The following is a 16266-nucleotide window of genomic DNA, read 5'->3' on the forward strand; positions in this document are numbered from 1 at the left end:
GCGGTCCAGGAACACGATCCTGACCGAATCCAGACCGTCGGCTCACGACTTCGGTGCCACCCCTTTCTAAGCTTTCCCCACGCCGTGAATGGCGGGCAAGCAACGAAAGCGAGGTGGGCAATGAACTACATCAAGAGGCACCCGGACCGGTCGAATCCGCGCAGCGCACTGGCCGTGGCAGTTCTTCTGGCCTTGGCCGCCTGCGCCCAGCTGCCCGACCGAACGGCGACGCCCCGAATGCAGCCCGCCGAGCACTACGCAAGCGCGCAATCCTTCGCTGCACCTGAATCCGCCGCCTGGCCTGGCGACGGCTGGTGGAAGGCCTACGGCGATCCACAACTCGACGAGCTGGTGGACGAGGCGCTGGCACAGGCGCCCACCCTCGCTGTGGCGCAGGCCCGCCTTCGGCGAGCCGACGCGGCCACGCAGCTTGCGGACGCCGCCCTCCTGCCCCAGGTGACGGCGAACGTCTCGGCCAGTGAGAAGAAGCAGAGCTACAACGACCTGATCCCACGCGCGGCAGTGCCCAAGGGCTTCAACAGCTACGGTCATGCATCGCTGGACTTTTCGTGGGAGATCGACTTTTTCGGCCGCAACCAGGCCGCGCTGGCGGCTGCCACCTCGGATGCGCGGGCGGCGCAGGCTGACCTCGCGCAGGCGCGGCTGGTGCTTGCCGCATCGGTTGCCGCCGCCTATGCCGAGCTGGCGCGCCTCTTCGCCGCGCAGGACGCGGCCGAGTCCGCCTTCGTGGTGCGAGGCAAGACGGCCGAGCTGTTCAGGCGCAGGCATGACAACGGCCTGGAAACCCTGGGCAGCGTGCGCCAGGTCGAGGCCCGCCATGCGGCCAGCGAAGCGGACCTGCTGCTGCTCAAGGAGCAGGTGGCCTTGCAGCGCAACCGCATTGCCGCGCTGCTCGGCGCCGGCCCCGACCGCGGCCTGTCGATGGGGCGGCCTGCGAGCGACATCCTCCGGCCCTTCGCCTTGCCGGCGCACCTCGCGGCCGACCTCCTGGGGCGCCGCCCCGACGTGCAGGCCGCGCGGCTGCGTGCGCAGGCCTCGGCCAGCCGGATCAAGGAATCGGAAGCGGCCTTCTATCCGAACGTCAACCTGCTCGCCTTCGTCGGCGTGCAGTCGCTCGGCCTGGGCCAGTTGACCAAGGGTGGCTCCGGCATCGCTGGCATCGGGCCCGCGGTGACGCTGCCGATCTTCGATGGCGGACGCCTGCGCGCGCAGTTGCGCGGCGCCGACGCCGAGTACGCCCAGGCCGCGGCCCAATACGACGGCGCAGTCGTGCAGGCCCTGCAGGAGGTCGCCGACGCGGTGACCAGCCAGCGCGCGCTGGGCGGGCAGATCCGGCGCATCGACGACGCGGTGGACGCGGCGCGCGAGGCCTGGCGCATCCAGAACAGGCGCTACGAAGGCGGCCTCTCGGACTACCTCGACGTGCTCAGCGCCGAGGACGGCCTGCTGGCCAACCTGCGCACGCAGAGCGACCTCCGGTCGCGTTCGTTCTCGCTGGACGTCGCGCTGGTGCGCGCGCTCGGCGGAGGCTACGACGCCGCTGCCGCAAGCCCCCACTGATTCCGGACAAACACACAAGCAAGGAGCGACTCATGTCGAAGATGGATCCCACCCTCCTGGATGCGGCAGCCCGCGAGGCCGGCCCGCGCAACGGGCCTTTGCGCAAGCGCCTGTTCATCGCCATGGGCGTCGCGGTGGCCGCCGGCGCCGTGGGCTATGGCGCCTATGCCGCGATCTATGCGTCGCGCTTCGTCAGCACCGACAACGCCTACGTCGGCGCGGAGACGGCGCAGGTCACCGCCGCCATCGGCGGCATCGTCCAAGGCGTGCGCGTGACCGACACCGGGCACGTGCGGCGCGGCGAGGTGCTTCTCACGCTGGACGACACGGACGCGCGGCTCGCGCTCGCGCAGGCCGAGGCGGAGCTGGGCCGCGCCGTGCGCCGCGTGCGCGGCTACGTGGCCAACGACGACAGCCTGGCCGCCGCCATGGCCGCACGCAGCTCCGACGAGCAGCGCGCCGCCGCCCAGCTGGCCGCCGCGCGGGCGGACCTCGATCGCGCGCTGATCGACCTGCGTCGCCGCGAGGCGCTCGCCGACTCGGGCTCGATCTCCGGCGAGGAGCTGACGAAGGCACGCAATGCCTTCGAGACCGCCAGGGCGAGCGCGGCCGTGGCCCGGGCCGCAGCAGCCCAGGCGCAGGCCAACTCGCATGCGGCCGCCGGATCGCGCGCCGCCAACGCGGTGCTGATCGCCGACACCACCGAGGAAGGCAATCCCGAGGTGGCCCTGGCACGTGCCCGGCGCGACCAGGCGCAGGTGAACCTGGACCGCACCGTGGTGCGTGCGCCGGTGGACGGCGTGGTCGCGCGGCGCGCCGTGCAGGTGGGCCAGCAGGTGCAGGCGGGCGCGCCGCTGCTGTCGGTCGTGCCCGTGGCCGAGGTGCATGTCGATGCGAACTTCAAGGAAGGCCAGCTGGCGAAGGTGCGCGTGGGGCAGCCCGTGGCGCTGGAGTCCGATCTCCATGGCAGCCACGTCAGCTACCGCGGCATCGTGGTCGGCATGGCCGGCGGCACCGGCTCGGCCTTTGCCGTGATCCCGGCGCAGAACGCCACCGGAAACTGGATCAAGGTGGTGCAGCGCGTGCCGGTGCGCATCCAGCTCGATCCGGCCGAACTCTCTGCGCACCCGTTGCAGGTGGGCCTGTCGATGAAGGCCGTCGTCGACACGCGCGGCGCGCTCTGAGGCGCGAGGAAGAACGCCATGTCCTCGCACACCTGCGCAAGCGCCGGCGCGCCGCTGTCCGGCGCCATGCTGTGGCTGGCCGCCGTCGTGCTGGCAACGGGTGCTGGACATGACGATCGCCAACGTGTCGGTGGCCAGCATCGCCGGCAGCCTGGGCATCAGCTCGGCACAGGGCACCTGGGTGATCACCTCCTACTCGGTGGCCGAGGCCATCGTGGTGCCGCTCACCGGCTGGCTGGCCGGGCGCTTCGGGCCGGTGCGCGTGTTCTGCTGCGCCATGGTGCTGTTCGGCGCCTTCTCGGCACTGTGCGGGCTTTCCGGCACGCTGGGCATGCTGGTGTTCGGCCGGGTGATGCAGGGCCTGTGCGGCGGCCCGCTGATGCCGCTGTCGCAGACCCTGCTGCTTCGCATCTTCCCGAAGGAGAAGGCCGCGGCCGCCACAGCGTTGTGGGCCATGACCACCCTGACCGCGCCCGTGCTCGGGCCGATCCTCGGCGGGTGGCTGTGCGACACCTTCGACTGGCCGCTGATCTTCTTCATCAACGTGCCGCTGGCCCTGGTCTTCGCGCCCATCGCCTGGCGCATGCTGCGGCGCTACGAGATGGCCGCCGTCCAGGCGCCCATCGACAAGGTCGGCCTGGCCCTGCTGGTGGTGTTCGTGGCCGCGCTGCAGCTGATGCTCGACCTGGGCAAGGAGCACGAGTGGTTCGAGTCCCCGCTGATCCGCATGCTGGCCGTGGTCGCGGCCGTGGGTTTCGCCGCCTTCCTGATCTGGGAGCTGACCGAGCGCCATCCGATCGTCGACCTGCGCGTGTTCCGCCATCGCGGCTTCACGGCGGCGGTGGTCACCATCGCCCTGGGCTTCGGGGCCTACTTCGCGGCCAACGTGCTGACGCCGCTGTGGCTGCAGGGCTACCTGGGCTACACGGCCACCTGGGCCGGGCTGACCACCGCCTGGAGCGGCGTGCTGGCGGTGGTAGCGGCGCCCGTGGCCGGCACGCTGATCGCGCGGGTCGATCCGCGCAGGCTCATCTTCGGCGGCCTGATGTGGCTGGCCCTGATCACCTTCATGCGCGTGGGGGCCACCACCGACATGGGCTACTGGCAGATCGCGCATCCGCTGCTGCTGACCGGCCTGGGGCTGCCCTTCTTCTTCGTGCCGCTCACGGCGATCGCGCTGGGCAGCGTCGAGGAAGCCGAGACCGCGTCGGCGGCCGGCCTGATGAACTTCCTGCGCACCCTGTCGGGCGCCTTCGCGACCTCCATCGTCACCACTTCATGGGAGAACGGCGCCAATGCCAGGCATGCCGACCTCGTGGGCCTGCTGGACCGCAGTGGCGAGATGTGGAGCGCACTGATGCAGGCCCAGGTCGGCGACGCAGCCGCCCGCACGCTGCTGGACCAGATGGTGCAGGGCCAGGGCGTGATGCTGGCGACCAACGAGATCATGCTGTGCGTGGTGGTGGCCTTCGCCGTGGCCGCCATGGTCATCTGGCTGGCGCCGCGGCCCACGCGCACCATCGACGTGTCGCAGGCAGGGCATTGAGCGCTTCGCCGCGCGTCAGCTATGGGGCATCGGAAGCAGCGGCAGGCGCCCACGGGGCGCCTGCCGCGTTCTGCTCACATCGCGGACCTGAAGTGAAGGATGACCTGGGTCAGGCCCAGCGAGAGCAGGACGTAGGCCGTGATCGCCAGCACGCGCAGCACCAGCGCATGGCGGCGGCTCGACAGACGCCTCAGCCCGTCCCACAGGTTCAGCAGCAGGAGCAGCACGCCGATGACGGCCACGATGTAGCCGGCGTAGTGCATGTTCCACAGCGCGGCCAGGGATGCCGCCTTCGGGTGGTGGCTGGCATACATGCCCGCGGAAATCAGCACCGTGCTGGTGAAGATGTTGCGGGCATGCTGGAACACGGTGTTCAGTCCCTCTTCGTCGAAGAGTTCGGCGGCCACCGTCGTCGAATGACGGCGCCAGCGTTGCAGCATCGAAGCCGGCGTGGGCTGCGGCGGTGGAGCCGGGCGCAGCGGCGTGATCGACGCGCCGTCGTTGCGCGTGGCGGGCCTTGCCGCGGCCTGCGGGCGGCGTGCCGGATCGAGTTGCTGAATGGGCCTGGCTTGATGCGTGTTCATCGTCTTTCCCCCGTGGCCGGACAACGCCTGCCGACCGTAGGGAAGATGCTAGAAGCCGGCCCGCAGGAAGTCGTGCCGCTGCGGTGTGCCTTCGGTCGGCATTCGGTCGCCGCCCTGAGCCCGGCACGCTTGCGCCGCCCCGCGCAACCGCGCACCATCGCTGCCCATGTCTAGCCCGGCCAGTCCTGCTGCCGATCCGCTGCTGCTGAGCTTCGGCCCCTTCGAACTCGACGAGGCCAACGCGCGGCTCAGCCGCGAGGGCCGGGCGCTCGCGGTCGCTCCGCGTCCCTTCGCGGTGCTGTGCTGCCTGGCCCGCCGCCCGGGCCAGCTGGTGACCAAGGACGCGCTTCTCGATGCGGTCTGGGGCCACCACTGGGTCAGCGAGTCGGTGCTGAAGACCACCATCAGCGACCTGCGCACGATCCTGGGGGACGACGCCCGCCAGCCGCGCTTCATCGAGACCGCGGCGCGGCGGGGCTACCGCTTCATCGGTGCGCAGTCTGCCTCGGCGCCGGCGGACGCGATGCCGCCATCCGCGGGCACGCCCGTCGTGCCCGCGTGCGACGCTGGCTCCGGCTTCGTGGGGCGAGAGCAGGAACTGCGCGAGCTGCATGCGGCGTGGTTGCGCGCCCAGTCCGGCCAGCGGCAACTGCTGTGGCTCAGCGGCGAGGCCGGCATCGGCAAGAGCACGCTGCTCGAGCAGTTCGCCGGCGAGGCCCGGCCGCCGATGAAGGCGCACGGCCAGTGCGTGGAGCAGCGCGGTGCCGGCGAGCCCTATCTACCGGTGCTCGAGGCGCTGGCGGGACTTTGCCGGGCCGATCCCTCACTGGCGGCCGTGCTGCGCGAGGTCGCGCCCACCTGGTACACGCAACTTCCCTGGCTGGTCGGCGAAGACGAGCGCGAGGCGCTGCGCCGGGAACTGGCCGGCGCGGGCCAGGACCGAATGCTTCGCGAGATGGGCGAGTGGCTCGACCGCGTGAGCGCGGAGCGCGCGCTGCTCCTGGTGACCGAGGACCTGCACTGGAGCGACGATGCCACCGTGCGCCTGATCGACCACGTGGCCCGCCGGCGCAGTCCGGCGCGCCTGATGTGGATTGCGACCTTCAGGAGCGCCGAGCTGGCCGAGGGCGAGCATCCCATGCGGTCGGCAAGGCACGAGCTGCGCCTGCATCGCCTGGCGACGGAGATGGTGCTGGCGCCCTTCACCGCCGCCCAGGTGGCCGACTTCGCGGCCCGCCACGGGTCGGCGCTGCCGCAGCCGCTCGCAGACGAACTGCATCGGCGCACCGATGGCCTGCCGCTGTTCGTGGCCAGCGTGCTGGACGATTTCGCCGCGCAGGGCACCGATGCGCCCGAGGCAGTGCCGGAAAGCCTGGCAGCGGTCATCGAGCGCCGTATCGAGGGCCTGCCCGAGCAGGACGTGATGCTGCTGGAGGCGGCCAGCGTGGTCGGCGTGGAGTTTCCCTCCGGCGTCGTGGCGCAGTTGCTGGGCCTGCCGGCCGAAGACGTACTTGCCCGCCTGGAGCTTCTCGCGCGCAGGCAGCAGTGGATCGCGAACGTGGAGGTCGCTCGCGCGCCGGACGGCGCACTGGAAGGGCGCTGCCACTTCAGGCATGCGCTGGTGCGGCAGGTGCTCTATCAGCGCGTCGGCGTGCTGCGCAGGGCGCAATGGCACCTGGCGGTCGCCCGCGCGCTGGCGCAGCGACGCGAAGGCGGCTCGGTCACTGCAGCTGAACTGGCGCTGCATTTCGAGCGTGGCCACGATGTCGCCGCCGCCATGCGCCACTACGTCGAGGCCGCGGAAGCGGCGCTCGCCCGCTATGCGCACGTCGAGGCGATGCGCCTGGCCAGGCAGGGGCTGGACCTGCTTTCGCGCGATGCAGCCGGCGTCGAGCGGGACGAACGGGAGATGGCACTGCTGGCGGCCTGGACAGTGGCCGCGTCGCAGGTCCAGGGCGTGACGGCACCGGCCACGCATGCGGCCTACCAGCGCATCGACGCGCTGGGCCCGCGCCTGCCGGTGCGGCCTTCGCGCGGGCTGGAGCTTGGCCTGGGCTGGGTGGAGTTCGTGCGCGGCGACTACGAGAGCGCGGTGGCGCGCGCGCAGCAGGCGCACGAATGGGGCGTGGAGCGCGACGACCCGCTGTTGCTGGTGACGGCCTCCCACCTGAGCGGCGCGGTGCGCACCTTCCAGGGCCGGCTGCAGGAAGCGCGGCAGGCGCTGGAGGAGGGCGTCGAGATCGGCTGCACGCTGTCGGACCGGCTGGAGCTGGCGAAGTCGGTGGTCGACTTGGGCACCTCGATGCATGCGCGCCTTGCCCATGTATATGCCCACCTCGGCCTGGCCGGGCGGGCACGCGAGCAGATTGCGCTCGCCGAGGCCCGCGCGGCGGCCAACGGGCAACCCTACGCGCGGCGGCTGGTGCTGGTGTTCGCGAGCTTCATCGAGCTTCGGCTGGAGCGGCCGCGTGCTGTGCAGACGCTGGCCGAGACCCTGCAGCAGCTGGCCACCGAGCATGGCATCCGCCAGGCCGAAGGGCCGGCGCGCTGGCTGCGCGGCTGGGCGCTGACGCAGCTGGGCGACCCGCTGTCCGGGCATGCGCTGATCCTCGAGGGCTACGCGCTGGATTCTCAGATCGAGATGCGGCGCGGCCGCTCCGGCGTGCTCGGCTATGCCGCGCAGGCATCGTTGCTCGCCGGTCGATTCGACGATGCGCAGCGCGAGCTCGACGAGGCCTTTGCCCTGGCTGAGCAGATGGGCGAGCGGCTTTCCCAGCCGGACCTCTGGCTGACCCGCGCCCGGCTGGCCCGTGCGCTTGGCGATCGCATCGCCGCCGCCAGTGCGGCGCGCGCGGGCCTCGAGGAAGCGCGCACCCAGCAGGCACATTGGCTCGAACTGGCCGCCCAGGCGGACTGGTGCGAGAACGAGGGCACCGACGACGCTGCGCTCACCGCCCTGCGCGACATCCTCGGGCGCGTCGACCAGGCTGTGGAATCGCCGCTGCTCGCCCGCGTCCAGGCGCTCCTGCACGACGCGACCTGAAGCCGACCGAAGCCGGACCTCGCGCAGACGACTTGTGCGGGCCGGCCGCCTATCTTGTCCGAATGCAAACGACGACGAGGTAGACCATGAGCCAGACAAGCCCCATCGCGCTTTTCGACGCGCACCTGCACATCATCGACCCCTGGTATCCGCTGGTGCCCAACCACGGCTACCTGCCGCCGCCGTTCACCGTGGCGGACTACCTGAACCGCCTGAAGGACTGGCGACTGGTCGGCGGGGTGGTGGTGTCGGGCTCCTTCCAGGCCTTCGACCAGGGCTACCTCTACGACGCGCTGCGCCGGCTGGGGCCCGGCTTCGTCGCGGTGACGCAGCTGCCGGCCGACGTGGACGATGACCAGGTGCTGGAGCTGGACCGCATCGGCGTGCGCGCCGTCCGCTTCAACGTGCAACGGGGCGGTTCGGAATCCCTGGCGCAGCTGGAGCGCCTTGCGCACCGCGTGCACGCGCTGGCGGGCTGGCATGTCGAGCTCTATGCCGACGCGGCCAGCCTCGCGGACATGGAAGACCGCCTGTGTTCGCTGCCAGCCGTCAGCGTGGACCACTTGGGCCTTTCCGCCGAGGGTCTGCCCACGCTGCTGCGCCTGGTCGAGCGCGGCGTGCGTGTGAAGGCCACCGGCTTCGGCCGGGTCGACTTCGATGTGCGGGCCGCGCTGCGCGACCTGTGCAGTGCCAATCCGGATGGCGTCATGTTCGGCACCGACCTGCCGAGCACCCGTGCGCCACGGCCCTATTCGGACGACGACCTCCTGCTGGTGGCCGAGAGCCTGGGCGAGCGCCAGGCGTTGAAGGTGCTGTGCACCAACTCGGTCGACTGGTACCGGCCGCGCCGGCGGGAGCGGCGCTCATGAAGCGAAGCACGAGCTCGCCCCGGCTCAGCCCGGCTGCCTCATCTCGAACACCAGGCAGGTGGTCGTGGCATGCGCGTACAGCGTGCCGTCGGGGCCGTACAGGCGTGCCTCGGCGGTGGCGAGTTGGCGGCCGACGTGGATCACCTTGCCCTCTGCACGCACGCGCGGCGCCTTCGGGCCGATGGCCTTGACCAGGTTCACGCCCAGCTCGGCCGTGGTGTAGGCCCGGCCGGGCGGCATGGTGGTGTGCACCGCGCAGCCCAGGGCCGAGTCGAGCAGGGTGGCGTACCAGCCGCCATGGATGCCGCCCATGGGGTTCAGATGCTCCGGCAGGGGCGTGCCCTGGAACACCGCGCGGCCATGGCTCACTTCGATGATCTGGAAGTTCAGCGTCTTCGCGATGGCGGCATAGGGAATCTCGCCGCGCAGCATCGCTTCCATCATCTCCAGGCCGGTCTTGCCGGCGATCTGCTCGGGGCGGGCCACGCCGGGGCCCGGGCCGGCGTCCAGCCGCGCCGCCACCTCGCGCTCCAAGGCCAGCCAGGATTCGAGTTGGTTGATTTCGCTCACGGTCCTTGTCCTTACTATTGCATATGCAATTGTTGCAGCTACAATCGTAGCACATGACTACCACCGTCCTTCAACCCCAGGGCTGCACCAGCCTCAAGGTGCGCCAGCTGATGCGCCGTGTGAGCCAGCACTACGACGCCGAAATGGCGAGCTGCGGCCTCAAGACCACGCAGTACTCGCTGCTCGCGCACATCGTCAAGCTGGGCCCGGTGCGCCCGTCCGAGCTGGCCCAGGCCATGCAGATGACGCCTTCCACCCTCAGCCGCAACCTGCAGCCCCTGGTGACGGCGGGCTGGGCCGTGGTGGGTGCCGGCACCGACGCCCGAAGCCGCCTGGTGCAGGCCACCGAAGCCGGCCAGGACAAGCGCCGCGAGGCGCAGCGCCACTGGAAGGTCGCGCAGCAGACGCTCAACGCACAACTGGGCATCGCGCGGGTCGCCGCGCTGCATGCCCTGATCGACGACAGCCTTTCGATCCTGCAAGGCACCGATGAACAAGACGACATCACCGAGGGAGAAGGCCATGCCTCCTGAATCCAGCGCAGCCGCTGCCTCAAGCGCAGCGATGCCCACCGCGAACTCGGCCGCGCCGCCCGCCTACCGGGCCTTGTGGCTGGTGCTGCTGGCGGCGGCCGGCGCCTTCGCCCTGACCATGGGCGTGCGGCAGACCATGGGGCTGTTCCTGTCCTCGGTCAACACCTCCACCGGCCTGGGCATCGGCAGCATCAGCCTGGCCTTCGCCTTCGGCCAGCTGTGGTGGGGCCTCACGCAGCCCTTCGCCGGCGCGGTGGCCGACCGCATCGGCACGGGCCGCGTGATCTTCATCGGCGCGCTGCTGGTGGCGCTGGGCACCATCATCACGCCGCTGATGAGCACGACGGCGGGCCTGATCTTCGCCATCGGCGTGCTGGCCGCCGGTGGCGCCGGCATGGCCGGGCCCTCGGTGCTGATGGCCGCGACCACGCGCCTGGTGCCGCCCGAGCGGCGCGGCCTGGCCGTGGGCGTGGTGAACGCGGGCGGCTCCTTCGGGCAGTTCGCCATGGCGCCCATCGCGGTCACGCTCATCGCGGCCACGGGCTGGGCCAATGCCATGCAGTGGCTGGGCCTGCTGGTGCTGCTGGCGCTGCCCGCGGCCTTCGCGCTCAGGGGCAATTCGGTGCACCTGGCCTCGGTGCCCGGCGCAGCGCGGCTCACGGCCAAGGAGGCGGTGGCGCAGGCGCTGGCCAACCCCAGCTTCCGCCTGCTGTCGCTGGGCTTCTTCGTCTGCGGCTTCCACGTCGCCTTCCTCGCCACGCACCTGCCCGGCGTGGTGGCGGCCTGCGGCCTCAGCCCCGAGATCGGCGCCTGGTCGCTGTCGATGATCGGCCTGTTCAACATCGTCGGCAGCCTCGCCATGGGCTGGGCGGTGAGCCGCTGGCGCATGAAGTCGCTGCTGGCGCTGGTGTATGCCACGCGCGCCGTCGCGGTGCTGGTCTTCCTGCTGGCGCCCAAGACGCCGGCCGTGATGCTGGTGTTCGCCGCGGTGATGGGGATCACCTTCCTGTCCACCGTGCCGCCCACGGCGGGCCTGGTGGCCAAGTTCTTCGGCCCGGCCAACATGGCCATGCTCTTCGGCATCGTGATGCTGGCGCACCAGATGGGCGGCTTCCTCGGCGCCTGGCTGGGGGGCCGCGTGTTCCAGGCCACCGGCAGCTACGACTGGGTCTGGTACATCGACATCGTGCTTGCCGCAGGCGCCGCGCTGGTCAACCTGCCGATCCGCGAGCAGGCGCCGCGCGCGCGTGCCGCAACCGCCTGATCCGGAGCCACGCCAATGAGCAACGCATCTTCTGCGATGGATCCGCGCACCCGCATGCTGCTGGAAGGGCCCATCGCGCCCACGCTGCTGCGCCTGGCCGTGCCCAATGTGCTGGTGATGGTGGCGCAAGCGGCGGTGGGCCTCATCGAGACCTACTTCGTCGGCAAGCTGGGCGGCGACGCGCTGGCGGCCATGGCACTGGTGTTCCCGGTCGTGATGCTGATGCAGATGACCTCGGCCGGCGCCATGGGCGGAGGCATCGCATCCTCGATCGCCCGCGCGCTGGGGGCGCGCCGGCGTGACGACGCCAATGCCCTGGTCCTGCATGCGCTGGTGATCGCGCTGGGCTTCGGCGCGGTTTTCAGCGCGGCGCTGCTGCTGGGCGGCCCGGCGCTCTATGCGCTCATGGGCGGCACCGGCGAATCGCTCAAGGGCGCGCTGGTGTATTCGAACTGGGTGTTCGCCGGCGCGGTGCTGGTGTGGCTCTTCAACTCGCTGGCGGCGGTGATCCGCGGCACCGGCAACATGGCGGTGCCGGCCAACGTGACGGTGGCCGGCGTGGTGGTGCTGATCCCGCTGTCGCCCTTGCTGATCTTCGGCTGGGGACCGGTGCCGGCCATGGGCATCGCCGGCGGCGCCGCGGCGCTGCTGCTGTACTACCTGGGCGGCAGCATCGCGCTGTGGCTGTACCTGCGCTCCTCGCGCAGCCTGCTCACGCCGCGGATGGCGGGCGTGCGGCTGCGCTGGCCGCTGTTCCGCGACATCCTGCGCATCGGGTTGTTCGGCGCGGTGTCCACCTTTGCGACGAACCTGTCGATCGGCATCGCCACCGCGCTGGCGGGCCACTTCGGGCCTGGCGCCATCGCGGGCTACGGCACGGCTGCGCGGCTGGAGTATCTGCTGGTGCCGCTGGTGTTCGGCTTCGGCGCGCCGCTGCTGGCCATGGTGGGCACCTGCATGGGCGCGGGCAAGCGGCAGCGCGCCATGCATGCGGCCTGGGTGGGCGCGCTGCTGGCCTTTGCCGTGGCCGAAACCATCGGCGTTGCCGCGGCGATCTTCCCGCGGCAATGGCTGCTGCTCTTCGGCAACGACCCGGCCATGCTGGAAGCGGGCACGCAGTACCTGCGCGCGGTGGGGCCGCTCTACGGCTTCTTTGGCGTGGGGCTGGTGCTGTATTTCGCGTCGCAGGGCGCGGGCCGCCTGCTGTGGCCGGTGCTGGGCAACCTGGCGCGGCTGGCGGTGGCGGCCGTCGGCGGCTGGCTGGCGCTGCGCTGGGGCGGATCGCTGGTCCACGTGTTCCTGGCGCAGGGCGCCGCGCTGGTGGTCTATGGCGTCGTCATCTCCGCCGCCATTGCCGGCGGCGCATGGTTCGGCCGTGTCGGCTGGCCGCGTTCCACTTCCTCGCTGATGCGGCGCATCGAAGCCGCCTGAAGCTGTCTCACTCCCACTTTGGAAAGCTCATCATGAAGATCGAAGGTTCCGTCGTTTTCGTCACCGGCGCCAATCGCGGCCTTGGCCTCGCGTATGCCCGCGCGGCGCTGGCTGCAGGCGCACGCAAGGTCTATGCGGCTGCGCGCGACCCGGCCTCCATCACGCTCGAAGGCGTGGTGCCGATCGCGCTGGACGTGACGAATGCGCAGCAGGTGGCTGCCGTCGCACGCGAATGCGGCGATGTCACGCTGCTCGTCAACAACGCCGGCATCTCGCGCGGCGCCGGCCTGCTGGGTGCCTCGGCTGATTTCGACGAGGCACGCGCCGAGTTCGAGACCAACTTCTTCGGCCCCTGGGCCATGGCGCGCGCATTTGCGCCCGTGCTCAAGGCCAACGGCGGCGGCGGGGTGGTGAACGTGCTGTCGGTGCTGAGCTGGCTCAGCCTGCCGGGCGCAGCGAGCTACAGCGCGTCCAAGGCGGCGGCCTGGTCGCTGAGCAACGGCCTGCGCAACGAGTTGCGGGAACAGGGCACGCAGGTGACCAGCGTGCACGTGGCCTTCATGGACACCGACATGGCGCGCAAGATCCCGGGCGACAAGATCGCGCCCGAAGAGGTGGCGAGCCAGACCTTTGCCGCGGTGGAAGCCGGCGAGCCCGAAGTGCTGGCCGATGCCACCACCCGCGGCGTGAAGCAGGGCCTGGTGGCACAGCCGCCGGTCTACGCCGCGGCGCGCTGAAAGGACTTCGACGAGGCAGGCGCCGGCAGCAGCCGGCCCAGCGCCTCGAAGAACAGGTCGGACTGCTCGCGCTCGCCCTGGATCTGCGCGGCGACCTGCGCCGCCAGCTTCGCGTTCACCGGCGCGAGCGGACGGCCGGTGGACTGCGCGATCACCTGGTGCAGGCAGGCGCGCTCCAGGTAGTAGAGGTCGTCGTAGGCGTGGGCAATGGTGGCGCCCGCCACCACCACGCCGTGGTTGCCCAGGAAGGCCACGTCCTTGCCCGCCATGGCACGTGCGATGCGCTCGCCCTCGGTGTGGTCCAGCGCCAGGCCGTTGTAGTCGGCGTCGATGGCGATGCGGTCGATGTAGCGCATCGCGTTCTGGCTCAGCGTCGGGTCCAGCGCGCGGTCCTTCGTCAGCGTGAGCGCAGTGGCGTAGGGCATGTGGCAATGCAGCACCACCGCATGCTTCGCGATGCGGTGCACCGCGCCATGAATGAACAGCGCGGTGGGCTCCACGCGGTGCCGGCCTGCCAAAACATTGCCTTCCCCATCGATCAGCACGATGTCGTCCGGGCCCACCTCGCTCCAGTGCAGGCCGCGCGGGTTGATCAGGAACTGCTCCTGCTCGCCCGGCAGCGCCACGCTGAAGTGGTTGCAGACGCCTTCCGAGAGACCGTGGTGCGCGGCCGCCCGCAGCGCCAGCGCGAGGTCTTCGCGCAGGCGGCGGATGGCGGGGCTGGCGTAGACGGCGTGGCTCGACATGTGGCTGGCCTTTCTTTGTTGGATTGCGAAGGAACTCAGGCGCGCAGCAGGCGCTGCCAGGCGTCGACGAAGCTGCGCGCGTCCTCGGCCACGGCCGCGGCGCTCTTGCCTGGCTTGTAGAGCGCGGAGCCGATGCCGAAGCCGGCAGCACCCGCGGCGCGCCACGTGTCCATGTTGTCGGGGCTGATGCCGCCCACCGGCATGATCGGCGTGCCGGCCGGCAGCACGGCCAGCATCGCCTTCACCACCGCGGGCGAGGCCAGCTCGGCGGGGAAGATCTTCAGGCCGGTGGCGCCCGCATCCAGCGCCGCGAAAGCCTCGGTGGGCGTCATCACGCCGGGCAGGCTCACCATGCCCAGCTTCACGCTCTCGGCGATCACGGCCGGCTTGCAGTCGGGCGACACCACGAGCTGGCCGCCTGCCGCATGCACCTCGCGCACCTGCTGCACGTTGAGCACGGTGCCCGCGCCCACCAGCGCCTGCGGAAAGCGCTGGCGCATCAGCTCGATGCTCTTGAGCGGGTCGGGCGAATTCAGCGGCACCTCGAGCAAGCGGAAGCCCGCCTCGACGATCGCATCGCCCACGGCAGGCGCCTCGGCCGGGGTGAGACCGCGCAGGATCGCCACCAGCGGCAGGGTGGCCGCGGCGGCCTGGAACTTTTCTTGGGGAGTGGTCATGGAATGGATGCGCCTTCAGTCGGAGGAGGAAGAGAGTGCGTGCAGCCCCGCCCAGGTGGCCTCGGAGCCCAGCGTGCGCGAAGGCGTGCCGAGCGTCCGGAGCGCCAGGGCATAGCGCTGCGTCAGGTTGGGCGAGCCGATCAGCACCACCTCGCCATTGGCGCGGACCGATTGCGAGCGCAGTTCCTCGCCGATCAGCAGGCCCGAGAGGTAGCTCGCCAGCTCGCCGGCCGCCATGCGTTCGAACAGAGACAGCGTGCGCGCGCCGAAGGCGTTGTGCAGCAGGCCTTCGCCGTTCTCGGCGCGCGACACGCCTTCGAGGAAGGCGGCCTCGTCGAAGGCGGCCGATGTGTCGATGGTTCGCGCCAGGATCGAGTGCTGGCTCAGGATGGCGTAGAACTCGCCCGTCATGTAGGTGCGGAAGCCCGCCACGCGGCCGTCCTTCACCCGGGCCCACTTGTTGTGGGTGCCGGGCAGAACGAAGAGGCCGTCCTGCAGGCCGGAGAGGGCCATGGCGCCGAAGATCTGCACTTCCTCGCCGCGCATCACGTCGGGCACGCCCGAGTGCTCGTCGGACAGGCCCGGCACGATGGCGATGGGGCCGGGCTCGATCTCGCGCACCTTCGCGCGCACTTCGGCCAGGCCGGCGGGGCAGGGGCAGTAGGGCGCCTCGACCCAGCCCTGGCGGCTGCCCGCCATGCCCGAGATGAGGCAGGGCGCACCGTTCTCGCGCATCCACGCACCGAAGAGATCGTCGAAGACCTCGCGAAAGCCGCCGGGCGGTACGGTGAGGATGCCTCGGGCGTGGCTCTGTTCCTCGAGCACGCGGCCGTCGGCCATGTCGATGAGCGCGCCGCGCAGCGAACTGGTGCCCCAGTCGATGGCGACCAGGCGGGACCGTTGATTCATCTTCTAGTGTCTCCCTACAGGTCGCGAAGCGATCCGACCTGAGAACTCGCAAATCCAGGAAGCTGGCAACGCGCGGACCCGGCCCGCGGTCGTTGCGCTTCGAGGGGCAACCGCGCCACGCGTGGGCTGCGAGGCGGCGGCCGGCGAATTATCCGCGCGGCTTGTAGGCCGTCACGTCGATCTCGACCTTGGCGTCGATCATCAGGCGCGACTCCACGGTCGAGCGGGCAGGGCGATGGTCGCCCAGCAGTTCCATGTAGACGCGGTTGAAGCTGCCGAAGTCGCGCGCGTCGTTGAGCCACACGCTCACCTTGGCGATGTCGGCCAGCGTGCAGTCGGCCAGCGCCAGCGCCTGTTCGATGCGCTTGAACACCTGGCGGGTCTGCGCCTCGATGCCGCCCACGATCACCTGGCCCTGGTCGTCCGTGGGCACCTGGCCCGAGACGAAGACGAAATCGCCGGCGCGGGTGGCGGGCGAGAGGGGGCGCGCCTGGCGGTCGGACGCGATGGGCGACGTGCCGAGCATTTCAACTTTGGACATGAATGGGCCTCTTTGAGTAAAAAATTTACAGAAACTGTTCGGGTAAACCCG

At 70.8% G+C, this 16266-nt stretch carries 14 protein-coding genes and 1 pseudogene; 9 read left to right on the plus strand and 6 right to left on the minus strand.

What is annotated here, in order from left to right:
• Window positions 1-120 precede the first annotated feature (120 nt).
• From BM345_RS01390 to BM345_RS01400, 3 genes and pseudogenes are all read left to right on the plus strand, one after another.
• Window positions 121-1581, plus strand: a complete 1461-nt coding sequence (locus BM345_RS01390) for an efflux transporter outer membrane subunit (protein ID WP_093374750.1) — start codon at window positions 121-123, stop codon at window positions 1579-1581.
• A gap of 41 nt (window positions 1582-1622) precedes the next feature.
• Window positions 1623-2765, plus strand: coding sequence for an HlyD/EmrA/EmrK family protein (locus BM345_RS01395; RefSeq protein ID WP_093375264.1), 1143 nt, complete (start codon window positions 1623-1625; stop codon window positions 2763-2765).
• 18 nt (window positions 2766-2783) lie between these two features.
• Window positions 2784-4311 (plus strand): annotated as a pseudogene (locus tag BM345_RS01400) (DHA2 family efflux MFS transporter permease subunit).
• 74 nt (window positions 4312-4385) lie between these two features.
• Here the strand turns inward: BM345_RS01400 and BM345_RS01405 are convergent.
• Complete coding sequence (locus tag BM345_RS01405; protein ID WP_093374752.1) at window positions 4386-4895, minus strand: hypothetical protein; 510 nt, start codon at window positions 4893-4895, stop codon at window positions 4386-4388.
• Window positions 4896-5061: 166 nt separating this feature from the next.
• On the opposite strand from BM345_RS01405, the gene BM345_RS01410 reads away from it, so the two are divergent.
• Both BM345_RS01410 and BM345_RS01415 read left to right on the plus strand, forming a co-directional pair.
• On the plus strand, window positions 5062-7938 hold the full coding sequence (locus BM345_RS01410) for an ATP-binding protein (RefSeq protein ID WP_093374754.1): 2877 nt from the start codon (window positions 5062-5064) through the stop codon (window positions 7936-7938).
• Between the two features lie 86 nt (window positions 7939-8024).
• Window positions 8025-8807, plus strand: a complete 783-nt coding sequence (locus BM345_RS01415; RefSeq protein WP_093374756.1) for an amidohydrolase family protein — start codon at window positions 8025-8027, stop codon at window positions 8805-8807.
• Between the two features lie 24 nt (window positions 8808-8831).
• Here BM345_RS01415 and BM345_RS01420 read toward each other — a convergent pair whose 3' ends face one another.
• Window positions 8832-9377 (minus strand): PaaI family thioesterase, encoded by a 546-nt coding sequence (locus BM345_RS01420; RefSeq protein ID WP_093374758.1) that lies wholly within the window; start codon window positions 9375-9377, stop codon window positions 8832-8834.
• A 53-nt stretch (window positions 9378-9430) separates the two neighbouring features.
• Here BM345_RS01420 and BM345_RS01425 point away from each other — a divergent pair, with 53 nt between their 5' ends.
• Genes BM345_RS01425 through BM345_RS01440 form a run of 4 tightly spaced genes read left to right on the plus strand, consistent with a single transcriptional unit; the run spans window position 9431 to window position 13342 of the window.
• Entirely contained in the window at window positions 9431-9910 is a 480-nt protein-coding gene (locus BM345_RS01425) for a MarR family winged helix-turn-helix transcriptional regulator (RefSeq protein WP_093374760.1), read from the plus strand.
• A gap of 31 nt (window positions 9911-9941) precedes the next feature.
• Entirely contained in the window at window positions 9942-11174 is a 1233-nt protein-coding gene (locus BM345_RS01430; protein ID WP_093374762.1) for an MFS transporter, read from the plus strand.
• A gap of 15 nt (window positions 11175-11189) precedes the next feature.
• Window positions 11190-12605, plus strand: coding sequence for an MATE family efflux transporter (locus BM345_RS01435; RefSeq protein WP_093374764.1), 1416 nt, complete (start codon window positions 11190-11192; stop codon window positions 12603-12605).
• Window positions 12606-12637: 32 nt separating this feature from the next.
• Window positions 12638-13342 (plus strand): SDR family oxidoreductase, encoded by a 705-nt coding sequence (locus tag BM345_RS01440; protein WP_093374766.1) that lies wholly within the window; start codon window positions 12638-12640, stop codon window positions 13340-13342.
• Here BM345_RS01440 and BM345_RS01445 read toward each other — a convergent pair.
• The 4 genes from BM345_RS01445 to BM345_RS01460 form a co-directional block, all read right to left on the minus strand.
• Window positions 13324-14112: an aldolase gene (locus tag BM345_RS01445; RefSeq protein ID WP_302847474.1), complete on the minus strand. Its 789-nt coding sequence runs from the start codon at window positions 14110-14112 to the stop codon at window positions 13324-13326. The two genes, BM345_RS01440 and BM345_RS01445, sit on opposite strands and share 19 nt — an antisense overlap.
• A gap of 11 nt (window positions 14113-14123) precedes the next feature.
• Window positions 14124-14765 carry a 2-dehydro-3-deoxy-6-phosphogalactonate aldolase gene (locus tag BM345_RS01450; protein WP_093374770.1) on the minus strand — a complete coding sequence of 214 codons (642 nt, stop codon included), beginning with the start codon at window positions 14763-14765 and terminating at the stop codon, window positions 14124-14126.
• A 15-nt stretch (window positions 14766-14780) separates the two neighbouring features.
• A complete protein-coding gene (locus BM345_RS01455) occupies window positions 14781-15674 on the minus strand; it encodes a 2-dehydro-3-deoxygalactonokinase (protein WP_093374772.1) in 894 nt (297 codons plus the stop codon).
• A 148-nt stretch (window positions 15675-15822) separates the two neighbouring features.
• Window positions 15823-16215 (minus strand): RidA family protein, encoded by a 393-nt coding sequence (locus BM345_RS01460; protein WP_093374774.1) that lies wholly within the window; start codon window positions 16213-16215, stop codon window positions 15823-15825.
• Between the last annotated feature and the right edge of the window lie 51 nt (window positions 16216-16266).

Source organism: Variovorax sp. OV329 (genome assembly GCF_900114785.1).
Classification (GTDB): Bacteria; Pseudomonadota; Gammaproteobacteria; order Burkholderiales; family Burkholderiaceae_C; genus Variovorax.